Raw genomic sequence first — 22,919 nt, forward strand, 5'->3', positions numbered from 1 at the left:
TATATTCCAACATGGTTATATACGAAAAGCACGCCATGCAGACCGATCAACTCAACCGCGCCTTCGCCGCGCTGGCGGACCCCACGCGGCGCGCCATCCTGGGGCGGCTCGCGTCCGGCGAGGCCACCGTCAACGAACTGGCCGAACCGTTTCAGCTGACGCAGCCTGCCATCTCCAAGCACATCAAGGTGCTGGAGCAGGCCGGCCTGGTGTCGCGCAGCCGCAGCGCGCAGACGCGGCCGTGCAAGCTGGAGACGGCGCGGCTGAAGGACGTGTCGGACTGGCTGGACACCTATCGCGGCATGTGGGAAGCGCGCTTCGACCGGCTGGGCGATTACCTCAACAAGGAAGGGAACAAACCATGACATCCGCAAAACAGGCATTCACCATCACCCGCCAGTACCCGCAACCGCTGGCCACCGTGTGGCAAGCGTGGACCGAAGCCGAGCGCCTGGCGCAGTGGTGGGGACCGGCCGGCTGCAAGGTGGAAGTGAAGCGGCTGGAGCTGCGCCCTGGCGGCTTCTTCCACTACGCCATGCGCTTCGACGGCGCACCGGCCATGTTCGGCCGTTTCAACTACCGCGAAATCGTGCCGCAGCAGCGCATCGTATGGCTGAACTCCTTCGCCAATGAGTATTGCGGCATCGAGCGGGCGCCGTTCAGCCCGCTGTGCCCGCTGGAGATAGAAAACACGGTGGTGTTCAGCGAGCAGGACGGCGTCACCACGGTCGCGCTGAGCGCCGTTCCGTTTGGCGAAACCGCGCCGGAATACCAGTTCTTCGACGAACTCCGCCCCTCGCTGCAGCAAGGCTACGGCGGCACCTTCGACCAGCTGGAAGCCCATTTGCGCTGACATGAAAAAACCCGCTTGCGCGGGTTTGGGGTCTTGCGGGGCTTGCTTGCGCTGGTTTGCGCTGGTTTGCGTTTCCGCTTATTTGCGCTTGCTGGCGCTCTGGTCGCGGATGGCGCGGAACTCGGAGTCCTTGCCCCAGTTCGGCCAGTCCTTGGAGTCGGCCAGGTCGCGGCCCACCTTGTACAACAGCTCCAGGTCGCGCGCCATGCCGGTGAACGGCCACTGCGCGCTCCACTCGTCGGACGGCTGGTGGTAGTTGTTGGTGTTATAGGCTTCCTCGGCCGCCTTGCCTGCCGCCAGGCCGCCGTCGATCCAGTCTTCGCCGGAACCGATGGAGAACGCCGGCACGCCGCGCTTGGCCATGGAGAAGTGGTCGGAGCGGAAGAAGTGGCCCGCTTCCGGTTTCGGATCAGGCGTGTAGGCCATGTTCCACTGCTTGGCTTTCTCGATGGTCTGGTCGATCAGCTCCAGCTTGGCGCTGCCGGAGATGGTGAAGTTGCGCGCCGGACCCATCGGGCTCAGGGCGTCCATATTGATCACGCCGGCGGTCTGGTCCAGCGGGTACAGCGGGTAGGCGCCGTAGTACTCGGAACCGAGCAGGCCTTTCTCTTCGGCCGTCACGGCCAGGAACACCACGCTGCGCTTGGGCGCCGGCTGCTTGCCGTACACGCGCGCCAGTTCCAGCAGGGCGGCGATGCCGGTGGCGTTGTCCACCGCGCCGTTGTAGATCTTGTCGCCCTTGGCGTCCGGCAGGCCTACGCCCAGGTGGTCCCAGTGGCCGCTGTAGATCACGGTCTGGTTCGGACGCTCGCTGCCCGGCAGCAGGGCTGCCACGTTCTTCGACTTGATCACCTGCGTGTCCACCGCGTAATGCGCGGACAGCGACAGGCCGGTCAGCGGCACCGGCTTGAAGGCGCGCGTCTGCGCCTGCTTCTTGGCCGCTTCGAAATCCAGGCCGGCGCGCTTGAACAGGTCCACGATCACGTCGCGCTGTATCCAGGCTTCCATCGGCGCGTGCGCCTTGCCCGGCTGCTTGCGCACGATGTCGTACATGGTGTTGGTGTTGGAGTTCTTCACCGTCGCCCAGCCGTAGGAGGCCGGCGCGGTTTCGTGCACGATGATGGTGCCCAGCGCGCCGCGGCGCGCCATCTCTTCATACTTGTAGGTCCAGCGGCCGTAGTAGGTCATGGCCTTGCCGCCGAAATCGCCGTCGCCGGTTTCGAAGTCCGGGTCGTTGATCAGCACCACAGCCAGCTTGCCCTTCAGGTCCACGCCCTTGAAGTCGTCCCACTTGCGCTCCGGCGCGTTCACGCCGTAGCCGACGAACACCAGCGGCGCCTTGTCGAAGTCCACGCGCTTGGCGCCGTTCATGGCGGCGCGCACTGCCATCTGATCGCCCTGCAGGAAGGGCTGGCTGCCCTTGGCGTCGTTCAGCGACAGCGTTACCGGACCCTGGATTTCAAAGCGGCCCAGCGGCACTTCCTGCGTCCAGCTGCGCTTGCCCTTGACCAGGTCGCCGCCCGGCTGCATGCCGGCCGCCTTGAACTGTTCGATCAGGTAGTCCACGGTTTTGGTTTCGCCAGCGGTGTTCGGCCCACGGCCTTCGAATTCGTCCGATGATAAAACCTTAACGTCCTGCGACAGGTGTTTCGGATCGAACTTGGGCGTTTCGTTGGCCTGCGCCGCAGCTGCGGATAGCAGCAGGGTGGCTAGCATGGCGTTTTTCACTGTGAACCTCCTTGGGTAATGGATAGGCAAAAACGGTGCAAGTATCGGCCTAAACATTGCGGAGGTCAAACCTTGATCGCTGTGTCGTAGCGCCTGCCCGCTATCGTGACCTCGCTCAGCACCACGTTGCGCACGTTGTGCACGAACCAGGGCTGGGGGCTGCGCGGCGTGCCGAAATGGCAACGGCTGATGCTGACGTTCGTCAGCGGCAGCAGCGGCACGCCGGCCGGGCCGTTGTAGCTGTGCGCCACGGGGCCGAGCAACACGAAAGCCTGGTAGCAGGAGTAGGCGCCGTCTTCGGTCTGCACGTCGGACACGCGCACGTCCGAGATATGGATCTCCGATACTTCGGGCGGCCGGGTGCGCACGCTGTCGAAGGCCGGCGTGTAGTCGCAGTCGATGGTGATGACGGCGCCGCCGCTGGTGGCCACGGTTTTCGGGGCAAGCACGCCGCCCGGGATGGGCGTGTAGAAGCCCGGCCTGGTGCGCACGCCGTTGGCCAGCGTCAGATGGCGCACGTAGAAGTGGCGCAGGAAGCCGCCGCGGTTCATATTCGTCTTCATGCGGATGGCGGTGCCGAGCGGGTCGGTGGCCCAGTGCATATTGCGCACGTCCAGGTTCTGCGCGTAGACGTGCTCGATGCCGGCCGCCATTTCGCTGCCCAGCGTGATGGCCCCGTGGCCGGTGTTCATGACGCTGTTCTGGACCACCATGTCGCGCGTGGGGCCGTACTGCACGTCGGTGTTCTTGCCGGCCTTGATGGCGATGCAGTCGTCGCCGGTGTTGAACAAACAGCCGTCAACCAGGATGGTGTCGCAGGATTCCGGGTCGAAGCCGTCCGAGTTCGGCCCCATGCTTTCCATGCGCACCTTCCGGATGTGCACCCTGCGGCAGTTGACCGGGTGGTGCTGCCAGAACGGCGTGTTGACCACCTGGTAGCCCTGCATCAGCACATCGGTGCAGCCGACGAATTCCACCATGCACGGCCGCAGGTAGTGGCCGATGCCGAACACGCGGCGCTCGGCGGGCACGCGCGCTTCCGACAGCGCGGGCAGGTATTTCTCGTCGCTGCGCCAGTCCGCATGGCCGCCCTTGATGAGCGCGAGTTCGGCTGCGCCCAGCTGCGGCGCGAGCGCGGACAGCGAGGCGGGGTTGGCTTCGTTGGCGACGTTCTGGCGCGCGGCGACGCCGGCTGGCTTGCGGGCCGCCCAGCCCCACCAGCCGCCGCTGCCCGCGCTGGCGTCCTCGAACGGCACGTTACCCTGGCCGTTCAGGATGCTGGTCCAGTCTTCGCCGGTGATGGCGATGTTGCTCTGGTTGCGGGCGTACACCATGGGTGAGTAGTTCAGGCAGTCGTTGCCCTGCCAGCGCGAGAGCACCAGCTTGCCGTTCGGGCCGCAGTCGAACTCGCCGTCGCGCGCGTAATCGGCCGGGTTAGCGCTGAAGTGCACGCGCGCGCCGGCCGCCAGGTGCACGTTCACGTTCGACAGCAGCACGATGGGGCCTTTGCAGTACCAGTCGCCGGCCGGGATGAGCACGCGGCCGCCGCCAGCCTTGCTGGCAGCGGCGATGGCGGCGCGGATGGCGGGGTGGCTGTCCGGCGAACCCGGCGCAGGCGACGGCTGGGTGGCGGGCGGTGTGCCGTGCGCGCCGGCCAGCGGCGCCACGTCGGCCATGGCGCAGGGCTTGGCGCCATACGCGGTGATGGCGAAGTCGCGCGCGGGGAAGGATAGCGGCTTGGCGAATGCGGCGATGATGCGCCCGGCGCGCGCCCACGGGTCGCCCGCAGCACCCGCAGTGCCCGTAGCGCTGGCGCCGGGGGCAGGCTGGCCTGCCGACATGGCCGGTGCGCCGGCTGCCAGTGCGGCGGCGGCCGAGGCGCCTTTCAGCAGCGCGCGGCGGCGCTGGTCGATAACGGTGTTCTTCATGCTGGCTGTCTTTAACGGTTTAAGCGGAAGTAATCGACGTCGAGGTAGCCGGCATTCGCCGCCGCACCGGCCCCCCACGCTGAACAGGCCCACTTGCGCGCCCACCCAGTGCCCCTTGGTTGCGGCGAAGGGCGCGCCGGCGGCGGTGTAGTCCTTGCCGTCCACGCTGTAGTGGAACTGCGCCTGCGCGCCGTCGGCCATCACCATGCGCAGCGACAGCGCGGATGGCGCCTTCGCCAGCAGCACCGTGCTCTGCTCCTTGCAGCGCGGCGCGAACGGCGTGCAGGTGGTGTAGACCAGCTGCGTGCCCGCGCCTTGCTTGCGCAGTCCCAGCCAGGCGTAGCTCATGCCGTGCAGGATCAGGCCGGCGCGGTCGCCTTCCGCCGCGCCATGCAGCTCGATGCGGGTGTCCACCGTGAACACGCTGGCCGGCAGCTTCTGGCTGAGGATGTTGGGCGCAGCCCGCACGTAGCCGTCCGCCTGCGGCGCGGCCAGCAGCGGCAGGCGCAAGTAGCCTGGCCGTGCCGCCAGCGAGTACCAGCCCTCCTGCGGGTTGGCGTTCCACTGCCACTGCAGGCCGAGTGTCTTGCCGCTGAATTCATCGGTAGTGGCGGGCACTTTCACCGGCTGCCCGGCCACCGGCTTGCGGTAAGTCGCCACCGGATTCCCGACACCCGGCTTGGCGCCCGGCTGGCCGATCAGCGGCCAGCCATCGCTCCACGCCATGGGCTGCAGGTGCACGACGCGGCCGTAGGCCTTGCGGTCCTGGAAGTGCAGGAACCAGTCCTTGCCGTCCTGCGCGCGTACCCACGCGCCCTGGTGCGGGCCGTTGACCGGCGAGCTGCCCTGGTCCATCACCACGCGGTCCTCGTACGGCCCGGCGATGCTGCGCGACCGGAACACCGCCTGCCAGCCTTCCTCCACGCCGCCGGCCGGCGCGAACACGTAGTACCAGCCATCCTGCTTGTACAACTTGGGTCCTTCCAGCGTGCGGTAGCCGGGCAGCTTGTTGCCATCGATGACGACCTTGCCCTGCGGGTCCAGCACGCTGCGCCCGTCCGGCGACATGGCGTGCAGCGTGAGCACGTTGTTGAAGCCGGCGCGGCTCTTGGCCCAGCCGTGCAGCAGCCAGGCCTTGCCGTCGTCGTCCCACAGCGGAGTGGGGTCGATCAGGCCGCGCCCCGGCATCAGCAGGTGCGGTTCGCTCCACGGGCCGCTGAAGTTCGTGGCGGTGATGACGTAAATGCCGAAGTCCGGGTCCGGGTAGAAGATCCAGAACTTGCCGTCGTGGTAGCGCAGGCAGGGTGCCCATACGCCGGCGCCGTGGCGCGGCACGGCGAAATGCGCGGCCGGCACTTGCTTGGGCAAGGCGTGGCCGACCAGCTCCCAGTTCACCAGGTCTTTCGACTGCAGCAGCGGCAGGCCGGGCGCGCTGTTGAAGCTGGACGAGGTCATGTAGTAGGTGTCGCCGACGCGCACCGCGTCCGGGTCCGAATAGTCCGCGTTCAGCACCGGGTTCTGGTAGCTGCCGTTGCCCAGGTCCGCGACCCAGGGTTCGGCGGCGTGCGCCGTGCTCAGTGCCAGGTTCAGCGCGCCGAGCAGCGCGCAGGTCAGGAATGGTTTCTTCATGATCAGAAAGTGTAGTTCACGCGCACGTTGTAGGCGCGGCCGATTGGTTTCGAAACGTTCTGCGCGAACACCACGCGCGAGCCCAGGCGCTGGTTGGACAGCGGCGGGTCCTTGTCCAGCAGATTGTTGATGCCGAAGGTGATCTTCAGCTTTTCCTTGATGGTGTAGCTGCTGGTCAGGTTGTACAGGATGTAGGGCTCGATCACGTTGAAGTAGGGCTGGCCTTCCTTCTGGGTGGGCAGCGCATTGGTGTCCTCATAGTGCGAAGTGTAAGCCTGGGTGAGCTGCAAGCCAAAGCCCTGGTAGGCCCACGAGGCGCGCAGGTTGTGGCGCCAGCGGTAGACGTAGGTATTGGCCGAGGTGGCGCCGGTGGCCAGCGAACCCGGCTTGCCCACGCTGTCTATCCATGCGCCGCCCGCTTCGTTCTGGCCTTCGTAGCGGTCCACATAGGTGCCGTCCAGGCTCACGCCGAACTTGCCCCAGTCGGTTTTCGGCCAGGTGTAGCTCATGCTGGTGTCGATGCCGCGCGTGCGCAGGCCGCCCATGTTCAGGCGGGTCTTCACGATGTAGTCCAGCGTGCCGTCGGGGTTGCGCACGAACAGGTTGTTGTAGCCGGCCACGTTGTTGAAGATGGTGTCTTCGCCGATCTGCGCGATGGTGCCCTTCATCTTGATCGACCAGACGTCGAACGACACCATCATGTTCTTCACCGGCGCCAGCACGATGCCGGCGGTGACGGTGCGCGCCTTCTCGGGATCGAGGTCCGGATTGGCGCCGGTCAGCGTTACCAGCGTGGTGTTGCAGACCTTGGTGGGGTCCAGGTTCAGGCCTGCGTATTTCGGGTCTTTGGTCACCGAGCCGGTGCCGGGAATGGACGGCGTGGCGCTCGGGCACAGCAGCGGATCGTCCCATTTGCCGGTGGAACTGGTGCGGGTGCGCGGCGTGCCGTACAGCTCCGGAAGCGTGGGCGCGCGGAAGCCGGTGCTGGCGGTCCCGCGCAGCATCACTTCCTGGGCCGGCTGCCAGCGCACGCTCAGCTTCGGGTTGACGGTGTTGCCGAAATCGCTGAAATGGTCGGCGCGCACCGCGGCCGTCAGGTCCAGCGTCTTGGTCAGCGGCGCGTCCATTTCCATGTACAGGCCGGCCACCGTGCGCGAAGCGCTCGGGTAGGTGTTCGGCGTGCCGGACACCTTGTACACCACTTCGTTGGCGATCGGATCGGTGCCGTCGTTGTAGATTTCCTTGTGCCAGTCGCCGCCCACCGCCAGCGCGAGCGAGCCGCCGGCCAGCGGCATCAGGCTGCGCGTCAGGTTGAAATCGGGACCGAAATATTCGACGGTGGCGCGGCGGTAGGTGGTGCCGTCGGCGCGGATGCTGTCCAGGTAAGCCTGGCCGGCCGCGTCCTGCTTGCCGAACGGGTTCAGCACGCCGTCCGCCACGCCCTTGTAGATGCCGGCGGTGGTGAAGAAGCCGCTCTTCCAGCTGACGTCGCGCCGGCTGCGCGAGGCGTTCATGCCCACGCGGTAGTCCCAGCCCATCACTTCGCCTTCGTCCGCCACGATGATGCGGGTGGTGTGCTGGCGGTCATCGGTGATGGCGGGGCCGGCCTCGTCCAGGCTCCAGGTCAGCGCCAGGTCCTGGCCGGTCACGCCCGCCACGGCGGGCACGCCGCCGCTGCCGCCCGGGTACCACTTGCTGGTCTTGGTGATGAACAGCGGCTTGCGCAGGCCGGGGTTGTATTTATCGTAGTCGGTTTGCGCGCCGAAGGGCTGCGGCGGATTGAGCGCGTCGATGTAGGACTCGGTGGCCAGCAGTTCCATGGTCAGCAGCTTGCCCTCGCCGTGGCGCAGCGAAGCTTTGCTGAACAGCGTGGCCTGCATGGCGTCGGCCAGCAGTTGCGGGTACAGGTCCGGGTCCAGGATGCAGGTCCTGCTGCCGGCGCCGGAGGCCTTGGTGGAGGCCAGCGTGTACTGCGCGTCGTACGGCGCCTTGCAGCCCGCGGCGAAGTAGGGGTTGCCGGTGGTCGTGGTGGCTTTGCCGTTCTGGTACACGGTGAAGTTGGCCGGCGCGGAGGAGGAGCCGGAAGTGTTGGTGCTGAAGGGATTGCCGCCCAGTTGCGCGATCAGGTTGGGATCGCTGATGTTGGGGCGGTCCTTTTGCAGCAGCGAGTCGCGCTTTTGCACGTCCAGCGCAGCGTACACGTTCCAGCCCTGTTCCTGCAGGTCGCCCCAGCCCGAGATGATGCTCACGCGCCGCTGGTCGCCGCCGCCGTGGCGTTCCGGCTGCACCAGGCCGCCGCTGATGGTGGTGTTCTTGAAGGTGCGCTTGGTGATGAAGTTGACCACACCCGCGATGGCGTCCGTGCCGTAGATGGACGAAGCGCCGTCGCGCAGCACTTCGACCCGTTCGACGGCGCTCATTGGCATCACGTCGACGTTGATCGAGCTGTCGCCGATGGCTTCGTTGGGCAGCCGGCGGCCATTGAGCAGCACCAGCGAGCGGTTGGTATTGAGCCCGCGCAGGTTGATTTGCGTGCCGCCGCCGCCGCCGCCCACCGGTTCATTGGTGGCGCCCACGGTAAGCGACGTGGCCACTTCGGACATGGTGGTCAAGCCGCGCGCAACCAGCTCCTCGGCGTTGATGGTGGTCAGCGGCAGGGCGTTTTCGGCGGCCACCTTGCGGATCGACGAACCGGTGATTTCAACGCGGGTCATGCTGTCGCCGGCGCTCTGCGCGGACGCGCTGTTGGCCAGGGTGAGGACTGCCATGGAAATGGCGGACAGCGCCAGGCGGCACTGCAAGTGCTTGCTGCGGGTCATAAGGTCTCCTGTAGTATTTTTGTGCTGGTCAGGCCGCAAGTTTATTGGCCTGACCAGATTTTCCAAAGCATGCTTGAGAACGTATGATTGCGCAAACATTATTTTGTAAATTTGTCGAAAAATCACGACATTGCTCATGAAAATGAATGATTGCGCTATGAAAATCGTTGGTGTTGATTGGTCAGGCCGGTTGCGGTATTCTGGCCGCTCACCCTTCAGGAGCCGCGATGACCAGCCGTCTTTTGCCCTACTTCTTCATGCTTGCCGTCGGCCCTGCAGCCGCCCAAAACCCGGACCTGGCGCCGGTTCCGCCCGGTGCGGTGCAGCTGGCGCAGGCGGCGCCGGGTGCCGACAGCTACGTTGAAAGCCGCTTCCGTCCGGCGCAGGCCGGGGCGGGGCAGTTTTATGTGGTGGGCCGGTATCGGGACCCTGCCAACTGGTATGGCGCGGGCCTGGCGTTTGCCGCAGGCGGCAAGCGCATGCAGGTGGAAATCGTGCGCATGCAGGATGGCGCGCTGACGCGCCTGAAGCAGTTCGGCCGCGAGGCGGCCGGCGACGGCCGCCTGTACGCGGTGCGGCTGGAAATGGCGGGCGCCACGCTGTCCGTCTACCTGAACGGGGAGAAGATCACCAGCGTGGCGGACCAGGCGTTGCCGCAGGCCGGCGCCGCCGGCGTCATGGCCAGCGGCGTGGCGTTCGAGGCCAGCGCGCCAGCGACCGGCGACGCGGCGCTCAAGCCGGCCCGCATCGCACTGGCACGTGCGCCGCAGCGGCTGCGCCTGCAGGCCGGCGAGGCGCCGGTGCGGCTGCAGGTCAGCGCGCTACGGCCCGACGACAGCGCGCGCCTGCCCTTCGCCGCCCGCAGCGGCGATGCCGCGCTGCTGCGCGTGGACGCGGACGATGGCAACCTGGCGCTCACACCGCTGGCGCCCGGCGCCACCACGCTGACGCTGGCCAGCCCGCAGGACCCGAACGCCTTCAGCGTGGTGGAGGTGGTAGTGGAAGCGCCTCCGCAGGCGGCGCCGCGTGCACTTGGCGGGGGAATCGCCCAGGCGCTGCGCGGCGCGACGGCGCCGGAGCCGGGCGAGCGCGGCGTCCCCTACGACACGCCCTTGCGGCTGCGCTTCGACCAGCCGCCGGTGCTGGGGACGGGCGGCGCCATCCGCGTGCTGCGCAAGCGCGACAACGCGCTGGCCGACACCATCCGCGTGGCCGACGAATATGATGTGCTGGGCTACGAGGGCCAGCCATACCGGCGCGCCGTGCGCCGACAGCCGATTGCCATCGAAGGCCGCAACGCCATCATCCACCTGCACAGCGCGCGCCTGCAGCCCGGCGAGGAATACTATGTGACCGTGGACAACGGCGTGTTCAATGGCGCAATGGGCGGCCGGACCTTTGGCGGCGTCGCGCGCGAAGACGGCTGGAGTTTCCGGACCCGCAGCGCCGTGCCGCAGCGTGCGGCCATCACCGTGGACGACGACGGCGCGGCCGACTTCCGCACCGTGCAGGGCGCGCTGAACCACGTAATGCAGCAGCCGCAGGGCGCGCATCCCGTCACCATCGACATCCGCGACGGCCGCTACCAGGAACTGCTGTACCTGCGCGGCAGGAACGCCGTCACGCTGCGCGGCCAGAGCCGCGACGGCGTGGTGATCGACGCCATCAACAGCGACGGCATCAATCCCGGGTCCGGCGCGGCGCAGGCGGAGGACGCGCCGGCCATCGGCGGCGGGCGCGCGCTGTTCCTGGTGGAGGATGCCGATTTGCTGACGCTGGACACGCTCACCCTGCGCAACAGCGCACTGCGCGCCTCGCCCACCGGCGGCCAGGCCGAAGCGCTGTTCTTCAGCAGCGAGGGGCGGCTGGCCGTGAAGAACGCCAGCCTGTACAGCGAGCAGGACACCGTGCAGGTGAAAGGCTACGCCTGGTTCTACCGTTCGCTCATCGCCGGCAATGTCGATTACGTATGGGGCAACAACCATGCGGCGCTGTTCGAGGACAGCGAGTTGCGCACCGTGGGCGACAGCGGCAATCCGAACGGCGGCGGCTACCTGCTGCAGGCGCGCACGGTAGGCGCGCGCGACAAGGGCTTCGTGTTCCTGAACAGCCGCCTGACGCGCGGCCCCGGCCCCGCCGGCAACAGCGTGCCGGATGGCGTCACCTGGCTGGCGCGCAGCGCGGGCTACGAAACGGCCTGGGACCATGTGGCTTTCATCAACTGCAAAATGGATGCGCATATCGCGCCGTCCGGCTGGGCGGGCAAGGGCGTGGGCAGGCAGCCGGCGCCGAATCCGGCACAAGGCACGGCGGTTGCCGGCTGGCGCGAGTACGGCAGCATGGATATGGATGGCAAGCCGCTGGACTTGAGCGCGCGCCGCCATGTGCGCTTGCTCACTGCGCAGGAAGCGGCCGCGCAATTCGGCAGCCGCGCGGCCATCTTTGCGGATTACGGCGGCGGCAGCGGCTGGAACCCTGCGCCTTAAGGTGGACAAGGCGGATCAGGCGGCGCGTGCACGCGAGCGCGCATACCGGCGCAACCGCGCGCCTGCTCAAGCCGCCGATTGTTCCGGCTTCTGCTTGGCAGCGTACATGGCCTGGTCGGCGTGGCGCAGCAGCTGCGCCATGTCGGCGCCGTGCTCGGGATAGTGGGCAACGCCCACGCTCGCAGTCGCTTGCAGCATGCGCCCTTCGCCCAGGTCGATGGGCGCGGCCAGCACCGCGTGGATTTTTTCTTTCACCAGCGCCGCGAACTCGGGCCTCGATACCTGCTCGAGCACCACCACGAACTCGTCGCCCCCGATGCGGGCCACCGTATCGGCATGGCGCACGCAGTCCTGGATGCGGCGCGCCACGGTTTGCAGCAGCTGGTCGCCCGCGGTGTGGCCGTACAGGTCGTTGACCAGCTTGAATTTATCCAGGTCGATGAACAGCAGCGACAGGCGGCCCTGGTGCCGCTCGGCGCGCGCGATGGCCGTACCCAGGCGGTCATGGAACAGGCGCCGGTTCGGCAGCTGCGTCAGCTCGTCGTGCTGGGCCATGAAGTGCAGGCGTGCCTCCAGCTGTTTGCGCTGGATGGCGGTAGCCACCTGGGCCGAAACGAACAGCAGCAGCTCCTGGTGCTCGTCGGTATAGCTTGCGCAGCCGGCGCCGGCGGGCGCGTCGCGCAGCACCAGCGCGCCGATGGTGCCTTGCGGCGTGGTGAGCGGCACGCCCATCCAGCAGCCGTGATCCGGGCGCGCCGCAGCCAGCAGCGCGGGCGGCAGCGCCGCCAGCGTGTCCGGCGCCACGCGCAGCGGCCGGTTGCTGCGCAATGCCTCCTCGCACAGCAGCACGGCCAGCTGCGCATCCGATTCCGGGCCGCTCGCGTTGGCGTGATAGGCAAAGTACAGCGATTCGTCCGGCGCGTCGCGCAGTACCACGGCAAAGGACTGCACCGGCAGCAGCTCGCCGATGATGTGGTGCATGCGCTGGTACAGGGCCGGCAGGTCTTCGGCGGTGTGCGCCGCCTCGGAGATGGCGTACAGCGCCGCTTGCATCGCCTCCGCCTGCTTGCGTGCCGTGATGTCGCGCGCCACCGCCACGCGCAGCTGGTCGGCCTCGGACCAGCGCGCCGTCCACATGATGTGAACCACGCTGCCATCCTTGCGCACGTAGCGGTTTTCGAACTGCGAGTTGGGCTGGCCGTCCATGATGCGGCGCGCGGCCGCCAGCGTGCGTTCGCGGTCGCCGGGATGGACCAGGTCTATCATCGCCAGGCCCACCATTTCATCCTGCCGGTAGCCGAAGATGCGCTCGCACGCGGCGCTGACGAAAACGAAGCGTCCGCCCGCGTCGACCATGCAGACGGCGTCGAGCAGGAGATCGGTGAAGCTGGCGACAGGGGCGCTGACTAGCGGATTCATAGGAAGCCATTCTAGTCCCTTTTCGTTTGCGGTAGCGCCGCCGTTGTTGCAAAGCGATCAAGGGATTGATTACCCGGCGGGCGCGGAACGCGCTAGCATCGAAGGCCGCCATCCATTCCCAATCCACGAGGAAGCCGACGATGAAGTCTTTCTGCACGCCGAAACTGCTGCTGGCCGCGCTGCTGGCGCTGCCGGCCTTCACTTGCGCCCAGCAGGCGCCGGACGCCAAGGTCACCGTCAAGGGGCAGCGCGGCGCGGCCGGCGACGCGAGCGAGGTCATTGCGGCGAAGAGCAAAGTCCTGTCGCGCAGCCTGGCGTCCTCTTGCGCCTTCATGAGCGGCTACAGCAGCAATGACGACGACGTGATGCTGCGCTACATGAGCGATTTCAACCACACCGGCACGCTGGCCGACCCGGCTGAGTACTTCAATGACCGCAGCCCCGACGGCGATGCGTCCAAAGGCCCGGACGGCCGTCCCTCCGCCGGCTTCGCGGCGCCGGCCGACTCCTTCGGCGGCAGCAGTGTGGGCTGCGGCCAGTCCGACATGCGCTTCGCTGCGGGCCGCAACCGCATCCTGCGCAAGGACAAGACGCTGACCACTGCGTTCGCCGCGCTGGACCGGCAGGACTACGCCACCGCCATGGCCCAGTTCAAGGCGGCCTACGACAAGATCGGCTACGACGCGGCCGCGCTGATGCTGGGGAAAATGTACTTGTACGGCATGGGCACGCCGCGCGACGCCAGGCAGGCCGTCTACTGGCTGCAGCAGGTGGTGGACACGCGCTACCACCCCACCTTCGACCGCTTGAAGTTCGATCCCGCCAACCCCGACATGATCAATGAGCGGGTGGAGGCCATCATGCTGCTGGCAAAAATGAACCTGCTCGGCATCGGCGTGCCGAAGGACGCGGCCGAAGTGCGCAAGTGGTACGCCAAGGCGGCGGAAGTGGGCTATGCGCCGGCAGCCAGCATGCTGGGCGTGGCCTACCTGACCGGTTTCGGCGGCCGCAAGGACGTGGCGCAGGCGCGCGCGCGGCTGCAGGAAGCGGGTGAAGAGGGCTATGTGCCGGCGCTGTTCGAGCTGGGCCGCTTGTACTACACGGGCGACGACGGCCTGCCGCAGGACTACAAGCTGGCGGGCGCCTATTTCAGCGCTGCCGCCAAGGCCGGCCACGTGGAAGCGACGTACGCCGCCGCGCGCATGTATGACCTGGGCCAGGGCGTGGCGGTGGACCAGCAGCGCGCCATCGGGCTGTACAAGCAGGCCGCCGTCAAAGGCCATCCTGCCGCCGAGGGCGCGCTGGGCACCTACTTCTACGAAGGCAAGCTGGTGCCGCAGGACTATCCGACCGCGCGCAAGCTGTTCAACGAAGCGGCCAGGCAGGGGCAGGCGGACGCCATGTTCAACCTGGCGGTGATGACAATGGAAGGGCAGGGCGGCAGCAAGGACATGGCGCTGGCCTACGTCTGGTTCAGCCTGGCCAAATCGTCCGGCTACGCCGACGCCGACGCGGCGCTGAAGGCGGTGGCGCCGCAGCTGACCGCGCAGGACAAGGTGCGCGTGGACGCGGTGCTCAAGCCGGCCGCGAAGCCGGCCGCAGCGCCTGCACGGTAAAGCGCGCGGTCTGCTCCAGCGCGGCCACGCTTGCGCCGCCGCGCGCGGCCACGCGCATGCCGGCCAGGGCGGATGCAATGAAAGCGGCGGCGGCCTGCACATCCAGGTCGGGCGCCACTTCGCCGGCGGCCGCCGCACTGCGCAGCTGGCGCTCCAGCGCGGCGAGCAGCGTGCCGGAGCTGCTCCCGGTCAGCGCGGTCACTTCCGCGTCGGACAGGCCGAACTCCAGTACCGCGCCTATGCCCATGCAGCCCTCGGCCGCCGCCCCCGCACGGTGGGCGAATCCTCGCAGCGCGCCTTCCAGCCCGCGCAGCGGCGTGCCGCCCGCGTCCAGATCTTGCACGAAGGCCGCCACGTTGTCCGTGTTGTAGCGTTCCAGCGCGGCCAGGTACAGGCCGCGCTTGTCGCCGAAAGTGTCGTACATGCTCTGGCGGCCGATGCCCATGGCGCCCAGCAGCTCGTCCGTGGATGCGCCGGCATAGCCCTTGTTGCGGAACAGTGCGATGGCGCGCAGCAGCGCGGTGTCTCGGTCAAATGCCTTGGGTCGGGCCATGGGATGCAATCGGTTCTGGGGAGGCCGCCATTATAGGGCAGAGGGCACGCGGTCAGGCGGTCATGCCGCCGTCCATGGTGAGGCTGGCGCCCGTCACGTAGCCCGCCTCGGGCGAGACCAGGTATGCCACCATGCCAGCAATTTCCTCCGGCTTGCCCAGGCGGCCCACCGGCAGCATGTTGACCAGCGCGTCGACATATTCGGCGGGCACGATGTCGGTCTGGGTGGGGCCGGGCTGCACATTGTTAATGGTGATGCCGCGCTGCGCGACGTCGATGGCGATGCCGCGCACCATGGAGGCCAGGGCGCCCTTGCTCATCGCGTACACACTGCTGCCTGCGAAGCCGGCGCGCGCTGCGGTGATGCTGCCGATGGTGACGATGCGGCCGCCGGCCTGCATGTGGCGCAGCGCTTCCTGGATGGCGATAAAGGCGCCTCGCACATTGACGGCGTAGCTGCGGTCCAGTTGCGCGATGGCGAAGGTCTCCACCGGCGCCATCTCCAGTACGCCGGCGCTGTTGACCAGGATGTCCAGCGAGCCGAAGGCGTCCACCGTGCGGTTCACGGCGGCGCGCAGCTGGGCTTCGTCGGCGCTGTCGGCCTTGATGGCCAGCGCGCGGCCGCCGGCCGCTTCGATTTTCGCCGCCAGGTCCAGCGCGGCCGTTTCCGACGATGCATAGGTGAACGCCACTGCCGCGCCGTCACGGGCCAGCCGTTCCACAATAGCCGCGCCTATGCCGCGCGAACCGCCGGTGACCAATGCCGCTTTGATTGCTTTTGCTGAGTTTGCTTGTTTCATCACTACCTCCGGGTTGGTTCTGGACTGAATTGTCAAGAACTGGCCCGAGTGTAGTTTGTTTTGGATAGTTTGGTCAATAACTATTTTCGTCCTTATAAACGTGATAAGTCCGGCCCTTCCTTGCGCCCCAGCCATGTCGCGTCGAAGCGCTTCTGCGCGGCGGCCAGTGCGGCCTGGTCGCCGCGCTTGCGGTACACCTCCATCAGCCCGCGCAAGGCCCAGCCGTTGCTCGGCGTGCGCGCGAACGAGGTGCGGAAGGCGTTCTCCGCTTCGTCCAGCCGGCCGGCGCGCAGCAGCGCCGCCCCCAGCGACTGGCGCACCGGGTAGTACCAGTACGGCGGCTCGGTATAGGGCAGGCTGTCCTGCACCGCCACGCCTTCTTCATAGGCCTTGATGGCGCCCGGCAGGTCTCCGCGCGCCTCGGCCAGGCGGCCGGTGGCCACGGCGCGTGCCGCGTGCACGATGTCCGGCGCCGGCACGCCCCAGCTGGTGATGGATTTGAAATCACCATTGCGCTCGATGGCCGCCAGCGCGTCGATCTCCTTCTGGCTTTCGGCCTGCATGCCCTTGCGCGCATAGCCGATGGCGCGCGCGTAATGCCACATGGCGCGCACCAGCACATGCTGCGGGTCGGGCGCGGGCAGGGCGATCAGCTGGTCCGGGCTGCTGAACTGCACATGCGAGAAATAGGGCGCCGCCTTCACCGGCTGCAGCACGCCGAAAGCGGCCAGCGAGTCCGCCGGGACGGCCTTGTCCAGCCGGGCGGCGGCAGCGAGCGCGCTCGGCCCGTCGCCGCCCATCAGTGCGGACACCATGGCGAAGTGGATGTTGTGCGGATAGTAGGCGCCCTTGTAGACAGGGTCGCTGTCGGCCTTGCTGAAATACTTCTCGTCGATGGCGATGGCGTCCAGGTTGGACTGCAGCGCTTCCTTGTACAGGCCCACGCGGTAGTAGATATGCGAAGGCATGTGCACGATGTGGCCGGCGCCCGGTATCTGGCGCGCCAGCGTGCGCGCGTAGGGCAGCGCCTTGTCCGGGTGGCTGGACGCTTCCATGGCGTGGATGTAGTAGTGGACCGCGCCCGGATGGGTGGGGTTGCGTTCGAGTACGCGCTCCAGCGCATCGACCATTTCCGGCGTGCGGCCCTTGCCGCGTGTGCCCGCCGCTTCCCAGTAATCCCATGGCGACAGGTCCATCAGCGCTTCGGCGAACAGCACCTGGATGGTGTCGTGGTTGGGGAAGGCGTGCGCCGCTTCCGTCATGGCGGCGGCATAGGCCTGGTCCAGCGGGGCGCGCTCGGCAGGCGGCGTGGCCTGGTAGCGCTGGGCCACGGCCCGGATCAGCGCCTGCTCGGGCGGCGTGGCGCGCGCGGCGCGGCTGACTGCGTTGGCTGCCGCGGCTGCAGCGGGCGCCGCCGCTTCCGGGAACATGGGGGCGTTGATGTTGGGGCCCAGCACCAGGGCTTCGCCCCAGTAGCACATGGCGCAGTCCGGATCGTGGCGCTGGGCTGCGCGGAAGGCGCGCGCCGCCTCGGCGTGATTGAAGGCGAACACCAGGCGCAGGCCCTGGTCGAAATATGCCTGGGCTTTGGGACTGGATGTGCTGATCTGCAGGTGCAGGCTGCCGAGATTGCCGTACAGGGGCGGATCGCCTGCCGCTGCCGGTTTGCGCTCCTGCTGGGTGGCGCGGAAGGGCGCTGTTTCAGTCTGCGCGGCCAGCATGGCCAGCAGCAGCGGCGGACGGCCGGCCTGGGCCGGCGTGCACATGGCCTGGTCGAACAGGGGATCGAATCCCGCTCCGGGACGTTCCGCCTGCGTGAGCGCCACCGGGCACAGCGACAGCAGGGCGGTGGCCATGATAGTGCGTGAGCAAAGCATGGTGCCTCCTCGATTTTTCGGATTGGACCTATAGAGTTTAGGTGCGCACAGGGCAAAGGCAAGGCAAAATAGCGGGCTCAGTCCAATTGAAAGGCCACCATGTCCCCTCGTTTCGCCGCCGCATTGCTGCCGCTCGCCATGTATGTTGCCGGCGCGCCCGCAGCCGCCGTGCCGGCCGCGCCGCCCGCGCGCAGTGCGCCTGCCAGCGCCGCGTTCGACACCTGGTCGGAAGCGTTCGCGGCGGACTACATGCGACTGAACCCCGAGTACGCCACTGCCAGCCAGTATTTCACCGGCGCCGAGCAGGACCGTCTGGACGCGCGCCTGGCACCCGTCACGCAGGCCGCGCGCGACAAGCAGGCCGCGCTGGCGCGCAGCGGCCTGGCCAGGCTGAAGACCTTCCTGGCCGGTCCGCTCACCGCCACCCAGCGCGCCTCGGCCGAAACCATGCGCTGGACGCTGGCCAACGAGCTGGCCGGCCGCCCCTTCCAGGACCACCTGTTCATCTTCTCCCAATTGAGCGGCCCGCAGGTGGGCCTGCCGCGCCTGATGACCCAGATCCATCCGATGCGCCGGGCCGCCGACGTGGACAGCTACCTGGCGCGCCTGGAACAGATTCCGCTGCGGCTGGACGAAGCGGTGGCGCTGGCGCGCGCCGCCGCCGCGCGTTCGCTGCTGCCGCCGCGCTTCATCCTGGAAAAGGCGCAAGGGCAGGTGGACGCCTTCCTCAAGCCCGATCCTGACCAGAACATGCTGGTCACGTCGCTGGCCGAACGCAGCGCCGGACTGAAAGACCTGTCGCCGCAGGCGCGCAGCGCCGCCATCGCGCGCGCCACCCGCATCGTCGGCCAGCGCATCCGCCCCGCCTATGCGCGCGTGCAAGCCATGCTGGCCGGGCTGCATCCGCGCACCGGCAGCGAAGCGGGCATCTCGCGCCTGCCCAACGGCGCCGCCGCCTACGACTATCTGCTGGCGCGCAACGCCGGCACCAGCCTGAAGGCGGACGAGGTGCATGCCATCGGCTTGCGCGAGGTGGCGCGCATCGAAGCGGAGATGGACAAATACCTGCGCCAGCTCGGCTTTGCCGACGGCAGCATCCAGCAGCGCATGGTGAAACTGGATAAATCGCTGCAGCCGCCGGCCGATCCCGACCCGCGACCCGCCATCCTGGCGCGCTATGCGGAACTGGTGCGCGACGCCGAGCAGCGCAGCACGGCCCTGTTCAACCTGAAGCCGCGCGCGCCGATTGAAGTGCGGCGCGAACCGGCGCTCACCGAAGCCACCGGCTCGGCGCGCTACAGCGCCCCCGCGCCCGACGGCAGCCGCCCCGGCGTGTTCTGGATGCCGCTGCCCGGCCCCGAATACGAGATGGTGGTGATGCGCACCCTGTCCTACCACGAAGGCGTGCCGGGCCACCACTTCCAGATCGCGCTGCAGCAGGAGATGACGGACCTGCCGAAGTACCGCGCGCGCCGCATCTTCAGCGGCGGCAGCGCCAACAGCGAAGGCTGGGCCTTGTACGTGGAGCAGCTGGCCATGGAACAGGGCTGGTACGACGGCGACACCGTGGGCATGCTGGGCGGCTTGTCAGAGCAGCTGTTCCGCGCTCGCAGGCTGGTGGTCGACACTGGCCTGCATACCAAGGGCTGGACGCGCCAGCAAGCCATCGACTACGGCATGCCGGCCTCCGAAGTGGACCGCTACGTCGCCAACCCCGGCCAGGCCTGCTCCTATTTGCTCGGCATGCTGCGCATCCTTGAACTGCGCGAGAAAGCGCGCGCCGCGCTGGGTCCGCGCTTCACGCTGCCCGCCTTCCACGACGTGGTGCTGCGCGCTGGCTCGGTGCCGATGGACGTTCTGGCGAAGATCGTCGACCAGTGGATAGCCGAAGCCGGCGCGGGCAAGGCGGCATCGTGATGGCGATAGACTGGTTCTCGCCGGCGCAGTGCGTCGGCTACGTGGCGTTCGTGCTGGGCGTTGGCTCTTTCCTGCAGACGGACGACCGCCGCTTAAAGCTGTTCATGGCCGGCGAGTGCCTGGCCTACGTGCTGCACTTCGCCTTGCTCGGCAATCCGACGGCGGTGGCCAGTTCCACCATGTCGCTGCTGCGTTCCCTGCTGGCGCTGCGCACCCGCTCCAAGTGGGTGATGGCCGGCGTTATCGCGGCCAACCTGGCGCTGGGACTGGCGCTGGCAAAGCAGCCCAGCGACTGGCTGCCGCTGGCCGCGTCCTGCCTGGGCACCTACGCGCTGTTCCAGCTGCAGGGCGTGGCCATGCGCCTGGTGATGCTGTGCGGAACCTGCTTGTGGATCGCCAATAACATCATTGCCGGTTCCATCGGCGGCACCGCGCTGGAAGTGGTGATCGCGGCCGTGAATTCAGTAACGATCTGGCGCCTGACGCGCCAGGCGCGCGCGCAGGCCGCCTGAAAGGGCGCCGCCCTCATTCCGCCACGCGCACCACCACCTTGCCGAAATTCCGGCCTTCCAGCAGACCGATCAGTGCGCGCGGTGCGTGCTCCAGGCCGTCGGTGAGGTCTTCGCGCAGCTTGACGCTGCCCTCGGCCACCCAGGCGCCCATGTCGCGCTGGAAGGCTGCGTAGCCGTCCGCGTAGTGGTCCAGGATGATGAAGCCCTGCATGCGCACGCGCTTGTTCAGCAGTGTGGCCATCAGCAGCGGCACGCGGTTCGGGCCGGGCGGCAGCTCGCGTTCGTTGTAGTGGGCGATGAAGCCGCACACGGGCACGCGGGCGTTGTCGTTCAACAGCGGCAGCACGGCGTCGAATACCGCGCCGCCGACATTCTCGAAGTAGACGTCGATGCCATCCGGGCAGGCGGCGGCCAGCAGCGCGGCGAAGCGGGGATCGTTGCGGTCCACGCAGGCATCGAAGCCGAGTTCGTCGACCACGTAAGCGCATTTGTCCGCCCCGCCGGCGATGCCAACCACGCGCGCGCCCTTGATCCTGGCGATCTGCCCCACGACCGCGCCCACCGCGCCGCTGGCCGCGCCTACCACCACGGTTTCACCGGCCCTGGGCTGGCCGATGTGCAGCAGGCCGTGGTACGCCGCGAAGCCGGGCATGCCAAGTACGCTCAGGGCATAGGAGGGGCGGGCGATATCGCCCAGCGGCGTGAGGTCGGCGCCGTCCGACAGCGCATAGTCCTGCCAGCCGGACGCGCCCAGCACCAGTTCGCCCTCGCGGAAGCGCGGATGGCGCGATGCAACGACGCGGCTGACGGTGCCGCCCACCATCACGCTGCCCAGCGCGAGCGGCGGCGCATACGCCGCGCCTTCGTTCATGCGGCCGCGCATATACGGGTCCAGTGACAGGTACAGGGTGCGCAGCAGCACCTGGCCTTCGGCCGGTTCGGGCGCGGTGCCTTGCTGCAGGCGGAAATCCTGCGGCGTGGGCGCGCCCTGCGGGCGGGCGGCGAGGACGATGCTGCGGTTGGCATATTGCGTCATGTTCTGCTCCTTGATTGTATTAGACCGGTCGTCTAATCGGTGGGTGAAAGAAAGGGCGCGCCGCGCCCCGCTGGTCCTGCTTAGCTCAACTGCAGCAATTGCCGCGTGCTGGCCATGGCCGTATCCAGCGGCGCGCGATGCCGGCTGATCTTTTCCATCAGGCTGGCGCCCAGCCAGGTCTGGTAGAGCGTCATGGCGACGGCCTGTTCGTCCAGCGTGGCCGGCAGCGAACCGTCTTCCTTGCCGGCGGCGATGCAGGCGGCTACCCGCCGGATAATGGCCTGCGTACCCTGGTCCAGTTCAGCACGCATGCGCTCGGACAAGTCGGACACCTCCGCGCTCAGTTTTACCGCCAGGCATTTCGCCTCCGGTTCCGTGCCGGCATGCGAAGCCAGCCAGTACTCCCAGTAATCCATCAGGCGCTCGGCCGCAGGCGCCGGACGCTCCAGCAAACTGTCGAGCTGGGCCAGGTGGGTGGAGAAATACCAGCTCAGCAGCGCTTCGCCGAACGCTTCTTTGGACGCGAAGTAGTGGTAGAAGGAACCCTTCGGTATGCCGGCGGCGGCCAGTAGTTCGGTCAGGCCGACCGCCGTGAAGCCTTTGCGCAGCATGAGCGGCTTGGCGGTGTCGAGAATGTGCTGGCGAAGGTCGATGGCAGTGTTCATGGCCCCATGCTAGCAGCAATTAGACCGGTCGTCTAGTGTCCGTGCTAGTAGACCGAACCACCGGGCTGGGTGGACGTGAGCACGCCGTTGACGGCCGAGATGCTGTAGTTGACGGTGCCGCCGTCGTAGCTGGCCCAGTTGCGCATGTCGAACACGCCGCTGCCGGACAGGCGCTGGGTGGTGATGTTGCGGTAGGTGAGCGGGGTTTTCGGTTTGCAGACTTCCGGCAGGCCCACCGTGCGCAGGAAGTAGGCCGAGCCGGCGCCCACGCGGGTGGCGTTGCCGCCTTCCACCAGCAGCGCCGTTTCCACGTCCACGCCCACGCCGTGCACGCCGCTGGCCCAGCCGTCGTTGACGATGCGCGCCATGAAAGTGACCAGGCGGCCCATGCGGTCGCGCGCGTCCAGGTGCGGATCGGCGATCAGGCCGCCCATGTCGGGCAGGGACAGGAAATCGCGCCCCAGCGTGATGTCCTTGCTGAAGGGATTGGCCAGCGCGGCGTCCGAGGTGATGGAGCCGTTCAGCGCAGTGAACGAGAACTTGCTCATGACCGACAGGCCCGCGCTGGTGCCGCCGATGGGGATGTTGCGGGTGGCCAGCGCCTCGATAGCCGTCTGCACCGGCGTGCCTTTCCAGAATTTGACATAGTCGCTCTGGTCGCCGCCGGCGATGAACAGCGCCTCGGCGCCCTGGATGCGCGCAATCACGAAGGGATCGCTGGCGGCTTCGCGGCTGGGGATGACGATGGTTTCCACCGAACTGACGCCGCCCATCGCGTACACATAAGGGTTGTAGGCGTCCGTGCCGCGCGCGCGCAGGATGACGAAGTTGCCGCCGCCGGACTTCTGGATCATCCACTTGAAGGCGTCGTCCACGTCCGGCCCGCCGCCCATCAGCACCAGTGCGGGCAGGGCCGGCTTGGGCCGCGTCACGTCGGCGGGATTGCCCACCACGGCGTAGTCGTAGGGTTTGGCAGCCCATGCCTGGAGCGGCAAGAGCAGCGCCGGCAGGGAGATGGACAGGGCAGACAGCAGACCGCGAAGGAAAGGTGCGCGCATCAGAGGCTCCGGCGTGGGGTTGTG

16 protein-coding genes are annotated in these 22,919 nt (G+C 67.8%); 6 read left to right on the forward strand and 10 right to left on the reverse strand.

What is annotated here, in order from left to right; translation table 11 throughout:
- Positions 1-35 precede the first annotated feature (35 nt).
- Positions 36-365, forward strand: coding sequence for an ArsR/SmtB family transcription factor (locus tag ACFJI2_RS30530; RefSeq protein WP_377703180.1), 330 nt, complete (start codon positions 36-38; stop codon positions 363-365).
- A complete protein-coding gene (locus tag ACFJI2_RS30535) occupies positions 362-853 on the forward strand; it encodes an SRPBCC domain-containing protein (RefSeq protein WP_377703181.1) in 492 nt (163 codons plus the stop codon). Before ACFJI2_RS30530 ends, ACFJI2_RS30535 begins: the two co-directional genes overlap by 4 nt.
- A gap of 78 nt (positions 854-931) precedes the next feature.
- Here ACFJI2_RS30535 and ACFJI2_RS30540 read toward each other — a convergent pair whose 3' ends face one another.
- The 3 genes from ACFJI2_RS30540 to ACFJI2_RS30550 form a co-directional block, all read right to left on the reverse strand.
- The gene (locus ACFJI2_RS30540) at positions 932-2,569 is read right to left on the reverse strand and encodes a M28 family metallopeptidase (RefSeq protein ID WP_219915198.1); all 1,638 of its coding nucleotides are present in this window, start codon (positions 2,567-2,569) and stop codon (positions 932-934) included.
- Positions 2,570-2,646: 77 nt separating this feature from the next.
- Positions 2,647-6,138 carry a family 43 glycosylhydrolase gene (locus ACFJI2_RS30545; RefSeq protein WP_377703182.1) on the reverse strand — a complete coding sequence of 1,164 codons (3,492 nt, stop codon included), beginning with the start codon at positions 6,136-6,138 and terminating at the stop codon, positions 2,647-2,649.
- A 2-nt stretch (positions 6,139-6,140) separates the two neighbouring features.
- A complete protein-coding gene (locus ACFJI2_RS30550; RefSeq protein ID WP_377703183.1) occupies positions 6,141-8,957 on the reverse strand; it encodes a TonB-dependent receptor plug domain-containing protein in 2,817 nt (938 codons plus the stop codon).
- A 227-nt stretch (positions 8,958-9,184) separates the two neighbouring features.
- On the opposite strand from ACFJI2_RS30550, the gene ACFJI2_RS30555 reads away from it, so the two are divergent.
- Positions 9,185-11,443 carry a pectinesterase family protein gene (locus tag ACFJI2_RS30555; protein ID WP_377703184.1) on the forward strand — a complete coding sequence of 753 codons (2,259 nt, stop codon included), beginning with the start codon at positions 9,185-9,187 and terminating at the stop codon, positions 11,441-11,443.
- Between the two features lie 66 nt (positions 11,444-11,509).
- Here the strand turns inward: ACFJI2_RS30555 and ACFJI2_RS30560 are convergent, their stop codons facing one another.
- Positions 11,510-12,862 (reverse strand): diguanylate cyclase domain-containing protein, encoded by a 1,353-nt coding sequence (locus tag ACFJI2_RS30560; RefSeq protein WP_377703185.1) that lies wholly within the window; start codon positions 12,860-12,862, stop codon positions 11,510-11,512.
- A 140-nt stretch (positions 12,863-13,002) separates the two neighbouring features.
- Between ACFJI2_RS30560 and ACFJI2_RS30565 the strand changes: the two genes are divergently transcribed.
- On the forward strand, positions 13,003-14,478 hold the full coding sequence (locus ACFJI2_RS30565) for a tetratricopeptide repeat protein (RefSeq protein ID WP_377703186.1): 1,476 nt from the start codon (positions 13,003-13,005) through the stop codon (positions 14,476-14,478).
- Here ACFJI2_RS30565 and ACFJI2_RS30570 read toward each other — a convergent pair.
- The 3 genes from ACFJI2_RS30570 to ACFJI2_RS30580 form a co-directional block, all read right to left on the reverse strand.
- Complete coding sequence (locus tag ACFJI2_RS30570; RefSeq protein ID WP_377703187.1) at positions 14,438-15,031, reverse strand: TetR/AcrR family transcriptional regulator; 594 nt, start codon at positions 15,029-15,031, stop codon at positions 14,438-14,440. The genes ACFJI2_RS30565 and ACFJI2_RS30570 overlap by 41 nt on opposite strands.
- Before the next feature lie 52 nt (positions 15,032-15,083).
- Complete coding sequence (locus tag ACFJI2_RS30575) at positions 15,084-15,830, reverse strand: 3-oxoacyl-ACP reductase family protein (protein ID WP_377703188.1); 747 nt, start codon at positions 15,828-15,830, stop codon at positions 15,084-15,086.
- A 92-nt stretch (positions 15,831-15,922) separates the two neighbouring features.
- Positions 15,923-17,686 carry a tetratricopeptide repeat protein gene (locus ACFJI2_RS30580; RefSeq protein ID WP_377703189.1) on the reverse strand — a complete coding sequence of 588 codons (1,764 nt, stop codon included), beginning with the start codon at positions 17,684-17,686 and terminating at the stop codon, positions 15,923-15,925.
- A 120-nt stretch (positions 17,687-17,806) separates the two neighbouring features.
- Between ACFJI2_RS30580 and ACFJI2_RS30585 the strand changes: the two genes are divergently transcribed.
- Complete coding sequence (locus ACFJI2_RS30585) at positions 17,807-19,624, forward strand: DUF885 domain-containing protein (protein WP_377703190.1); 1,818 nt, start codon at positions 17,807-17,809, stop codon at positions 19,622-19,624.
- Complete coding sequence (locus ACFJI2_RS30590; protein ID WP_377705932.1) at positions 19,624-20,136, forward strand: YgjV family protein; 513 nt, start codon at positions 19,624-19,626, stop codon at positions 20,134-20,136. The genes ACFJI2_RS30585 and ACFJI2_RS30590 overlap by 1 nt, the downstream gene beginning before the upstream one ends.
- A 13-nt stretch (positions 20,137-20,149) precedes the next feature.
- On the opposite strand, the gene ACFJI2_RS30595 is transcribed toward ACFJI2_RS30590, so the two are convergent.
- The 3 genes from ACFJI2_RS30595 to ACFJI2_RS30605 form a co-directional block, all read right to left on the reverse strand.
- The gene (locus tag ACFJI2_RS30595) at positions 20,150-21,172 is read right to left on the reverse strand and encodes an NADP-dependent oxidoreductase (protein WP_377703191.1); all 1,023 of its coding nucleotides are present in this window, start codon (positions 21,170-21,172) and stop codon (positions 20,150-20,152) included.
- A gap of 80 nt (positions 21,173-21,252) precedes the next feature.
- On the reverse strand, positions 21,253-21,837 hold the full coding sequence (locus tag ACFJI2_RS30600; RefSeq protein WP_377703192.1) for a TetR/AcrR family transcriptional regulator: 585 nt from the start codon (positions 21,835-21,837) through the stop codon (positions 21,253-21,255).
- Positions 21,838-21,881: 44 nt separating this feature from the next.
- Positions 21,882-22,895 (reverse strand): cyanophycinase, encoded by a 1,014-nt coding sequence (locus tag ACFJI2_RS30605; protein WP_377703193.1) that lies wholly within the window; start codon positions 22,893-22,895, stop codon positions 21,882-21,884.
- Between the last annotated feature and the right edge of the window lie 24 nt (positions 22,896-22,919).

Source organism: Pseudoduganella sp. UC29_71 (assembly GCF_042693265.1).
Lineage (GTDB): Bacteria > Pseudomonadota > Gammaproteobacteria > Burkholderiales > Burkholderiaceae_D > Rugamonas.